Annotated in this window: 2 protein-coding genes; one reads left to right on the top strand and one right to left on the bottom strand. The window is 68.0% G+C overall.

Annotated elements, in window-relative coordinates:
- Nucleotides 1-880 (bottom strand): PAC2 family protein (locus ACLML9_RS27820; RefSeq protein ID WP_411948281.1); only part of this gene is annotated, 880 nt, incomplete at its 3' end.
- A gap of 144 nt (nucleotides 881-1,024) precedes the next feature.
- On the opposite strand from ACLML9_RS27820, the gene metH reads away from it, so the two are divergent.
- The gene (gene metH, locus ACLML9_RS27815; protein ID WP_411948280.1) at nucleotides 1,025-4,621 is read left to right on the top strand and encodes a methionine synthase; all 3,597 of its coding nucleotides are present in this window, start codon (nucleotides 1,025-1,027) and stop codon (nucleotides 4,619-4,621) included.
- The last annotated feature ends 80 nt before the right edge of the window (nucleotides 4,622-4,701 follow it).

The raw sequence follows: 4,701 nt of genomic DNA, 5'->3' as shown, positions 1-4,701 counted from the left end.
CGAAGCCGCCGGGTCCTCGTCTGCGCAGGTACTTCTCGAATTCGGCGGCCAGGGCGTCGCCGTCGATCTTGGCCATCACCTCGTTGACGTCGATCGCGGCGTCACCGCGCTCCTCCAGCGAATGCACGTATTCGGCGATCTCGTCGTCGGCGACGGTCATCTCGTTCACCGTCGACTCCCACTCCTCGGCCTGCTGGGGCAGCTCCCGCAGCGGCACCTCGATATCGAGGACGTCCTCGACCCGGTGCAGCAGCGCGATCGTCGCCTTCGGGTTGGGCGGCTGCGATACGTAGTGCGGCACCGCGGCCCAGAATGACACCGCCGGGACCCCGGCCTTCACGCACTGGTCCTGCAGCACCCCGGTGATACCGGTGGGCCCCTCGTAGCGGGTCTGTTCGAGACCGAACTGCTCGGCCGCGTCCTTGCTGTAGGCCGAGCCCGTGACCGGCACCGGCCGGGTGTGCGGGGTATCGGCGAGCAGCGCCCCGAGGATCACCACGGTCTGCACGCCGAGCTGATCGATGAATTCCAGCAGGTCCGCGCAGAAGCGCCGCCACCGCATATTCGGTTCGATCCCGCGTAACAGCACCACATCGCGGTCGCTACCGGGCGGGGAGCACACCGACAGGACGGTCGCCGGCCAGACGATCTCCCGGGTGACGCCCTCCACCTGCCGGACCATCGGCCGGTTCACCTGATAGTCGTAATAGTCCTCGGAATCGAGTTCGGCCAGCGGCCGCGCATCCCAGATCAACTCCAGATGCTCCACCGCGCCGCTGGCGGCGTCACCAGCGTCGTTCCAGCCCTCGAAGGCCGCAACGAGCACCGGGTCACGCAGTGCGGGCAGTTCCCGATCCACCGGAGATTCACTCGAGCTCACCCCTGCCAGCCTACGGGGCGGGCCGCCACCGGCGCGCAGTATCGGTCCCGTCGCGCCTGTCGGCGGCGTCACCGGCTGTGGTCGCCCGCACAGGGCAGGAAGCAGGGCGACACCGTAACGGAGGTGCCCACTAGTCTGGAATCCATGTCTGCCTCCCGCTCCGCCGAGTTCGATACCACGTTGCTCGACACTCTCACCAGGCGTGTCGTGATCGGTGACGGCGCGATGGGCACGATGCTGCAGGCCGTGGACCTGACGCTCGACGATTTCCGCGGGCTGGAGGGTTGCAACGAAATCCTCAACGACACCCGCCCCGAGGTGCTGCGACATATCCATCGTGCCTACTTCGAGGCCGGCGCCGATGCCGTGGAGACCAATACCTTCGGCTGTAACCTGCCCAATCTGGCCGACTACGGGATCGCAGACCGGATCCGGGATCTCTCGGAGAAGGGGACCCGGCTGGCCCGCGAGGTCGCCGACGAGATGGGGCCGGGCCCGGACGGCGTGCCGCGGTACGTGCTGGGCTCCATGGGCCCCGGTACCAAACTGCCCACCCTCGGCCACGCGCCGTACGCGGACCTGCGCGACGCCTACACCGAGGCCGCGCTCGGCATGCTCGACGGCGGCGCCGACGCGGTACTGATCGAAACCTGCCAGGATCTGCTCCAGGTCAAGGCCGCCATCACCGGCACCCGTCGGGCGATGGAGCGGGCCGGTCGCCGGATCCCGATCATCACCCACGTCACGGTGGAGACCACCGGCACCATGCTGGTCGGCAGTGAGATCGGCGCGGCGCTGACCGCGCTCGAACCGCTGGGTATAGATCTGATCGGCCTCAACTGCGCGACCGGGCCGGACGAGATGAGCGAACATCTGCGCTACCTGTCCCAGCATGCGCGCATCCCGGTGTCGGTGATGCCCAACGCGGGCCTGCCGGTACTCGGCGCGCACGGCGCCGAGTACCCGCTGACCCCGGAAGAGCTGGCCGCCGCGCTGCGCGGGTTCGTCGCCGACTACGGCCTGGCCCTGGTCGGCGGCTGCTGCGGTACCACCCCGGAACATATCCGCCAGGTGGCCGAGGCGGTCCGTGAGGTCGAGACCGGGCTGGCGCCGATCGGGCAGCGCCGCACGCCCGACCCCGAGCCCAGCATCTCAAGTATGTACACCGCGGTGCCGTTCCGGCAGGACGCGAGCGTGCTGATGATCGGAGAACGCACCAACGCCAACGGTTCGAAGGCGTTCCGGGAGGCGATGCTCGCCCAGGACTGGGCGAAATGCCTGGATATCGCCAAGGACCAGACCCGCGACGGCGCCCATATGCTCGACCTCTGCGTCGACTACGTCGGCCGTGACGGCGCCGCCGATATGTCGGAACTGGCGTCCCGGCTGGCCACCGCCTCCACCCTGCCGATCATGCTCGACTCCACCGAGACGCCGGTGCTGCGCGCGGGCCTGGAACACCTGGGCGGGCGCTGCGCGGTGAACTCGGTGAACTACGAGGACGGTGACGGCCCGGAGTCCCGGTTCCAGCAGACCATGGCCCTGGTCGCCGAACACGGCGCCGCGGTGGTCGCCCTGACCATCGACGAGGAGGGGCAGGCCCGCACCGCCGAGCACAAGGTCGCCATCGCCGAACGACTCATCGGCGACATCACCGGTAACTGGGGTCTGCGGGAGAGCGACATCATCATCGACACCCTCACCTTCACCCTGGGCACCGGGCAGGAGGAGTCGCGCCGCGACGGCCTGGAGACCGTCGAGGCCATCCGGGAACTCAAACGCCGGCACCCCGAGGTGCAGACCACGCTGGGCCTGTCGAATATCTCCTTCGGACTCAACCCCGCCGCACGCCAGGTGCTGAACTCGGTGTTCATGCACGAATGCGTGCAGGCCGGCCTGGACAGCGCCATCGTGCACGCCTCGAAGATCCTGCCGATGAGCCGGATCCCGGACGAGCAGCGCGAAACGGCCCTGGACCTGGTCTACGACCGTCGCCGCGAGGGCTACGACCCGCTGCAGAAACTCATGCAGCTGTTCGAAGGTGTGTCCACGGCCGACTCCCGCGCCTCACGGGCCGACGAACTGGCCGCGCTGCCGCTGTTCGACCGGCTCGAGCGGCGCATCGTCGATGGCGAGCGGGCCGGGATGGAGGCCGATCTCGACGAGGCCATGCGGGAAGTGCCGCCGCTGAAGATCATCAACGAGACCCTGCTGTCGGGGATGAAAACCGTCGGCGAGCTGTTCGGGTCCGGGCAGATGCAGTTGCCGTTCGTGCTGCAGTCGGCCGAGGTCATGAAAGCCGCGGTCGCCCACCTGGAACCACATATGGAGGCCACCGACGACAGCGGTAAGGGCCGCGTCGTCCTCGCCACGGTCAAGGGCGATGTGCACGATATCGGCAAGAACCTGGTGGACATCATCCTGTCCAACAACGGCTACGAGGTGGTGAACCTCGGTATCAAACAACCCATCGCGACCATTCTCGACGCCGCCCTGGACAAGAGGGCCGATGTGATCGGCATGTCCGGGCTCCTGGTGAAATCCACCGTGGTGATGAAGGAGAACCTGCAGGAGCTCAACTCCCGCGGGGTCGCCGACCAGTTCCCGGTGCTGCTCGGCGGGGCCGCGCTCACCCGGTCGTATGTGGAGAACGACCTCACCGACGTCTACGAGGGCGATGTGCACTACGCGCGGGACGCCTTCGAGGGCCTGCGGCTGATGGACGAGATCATGTCGCAGAAACGCGGTGACGGTCCCGATCCGGACAGCCCGGAGGCGGTGGCCGCGCGCGAGAAGGCGGCCGAACGCAAAGCGCGGCACGAGCGCTCCCGCCGGATCGCCGAACAGCGGCGGGCAGCCGAGACGCCGGTCGAGGTACCCGCCCGGTCGGATGTGGCCGCCGACCTGCCGGTCCCGGTGCCGCCGTTCTGGGGCTCCCGGGTGATCAAAGGACTCCCGGTGCACGAGTACTCCGGGTTGCTGGACGAACGGGCGCTGTTCCTCGGCCAGTGGGGGCTGCGCGGCCAGCGCGGCGGCGACGGCCCCAGCTATGAGGAACTGGTGGAATCCGACGGCCGGCCCCGCCTGCGGGCCTGGCTCGACAAGCTCAGTACCGAGGGCGTGCTACAGCACGCCGCGGTGGTGTACGGCTATTTCCCGGCGGTGTCCGAGGGTGACGATGTCGTGGTGCTCACCGAACCGGAACCCGATGCACCGCAACGCCACCGGTTCACCTTCCCGCGCCAGCAGCGGGACCGGTTCCTGTGCGTCGCCGATTTCATCCGCTCGCGTGAGCGTGCCCGCGAGACCGGGCAGGTGGACGTCCTGCCGTTCCAGCTGGTGACCATGGGTCAGCCGATCGCCGATTACGCCAATCAGCTCTTCGCCGATGACAACTACCGGGACTATCTGGAGGTGCACGGCATCGGGGTGCAGCTCACCGAGGCGCTCGCCGAGTACTGGCATCGTCGTATCCGCGAGGAACTCACCCTGGAGGGCCACGCGATCGCCGAGTCCGATCCGGCCGATATCGCCGACTATTTCTCGCTCGGCTACCGCGGCGCCCGGTACTCGTTCGGGTACGGCGCGTGCCCGGATCTCGAGGATCGCGCCAAATTGGTGGACCTGCTCGACGCCGGGCGGCTGGGGGTGACGCTGTCGGAGGAACTGCAGCTGCATCCGGAGCAGTCCACCGACGCGTTCGTTCTGTTGCATCCAGAGGCGAAGTACTTCAATGTCTGACAGCGTGTCCGATAACTCGATGAGTTATCAGACACCGCCCTCTCGGGCGTCCCCGGCTCATGCCCCGGCCGGGGCATGAG

Source organism: Nocardia sp. NPDC002869, assembly GCF_046764065.1.
GTDB lineage: Bacteria > Actinomycetota > Actinomycetes > Mycobacteriales > Mycobacteriaceae > Nocardia > Nocardia rhamnosiphila.
The sequence above is the reverse complement of the archived record's forward strand: the minus strand, read 5'-3'. Positions and strand labels throughout refer to the sequence as shown.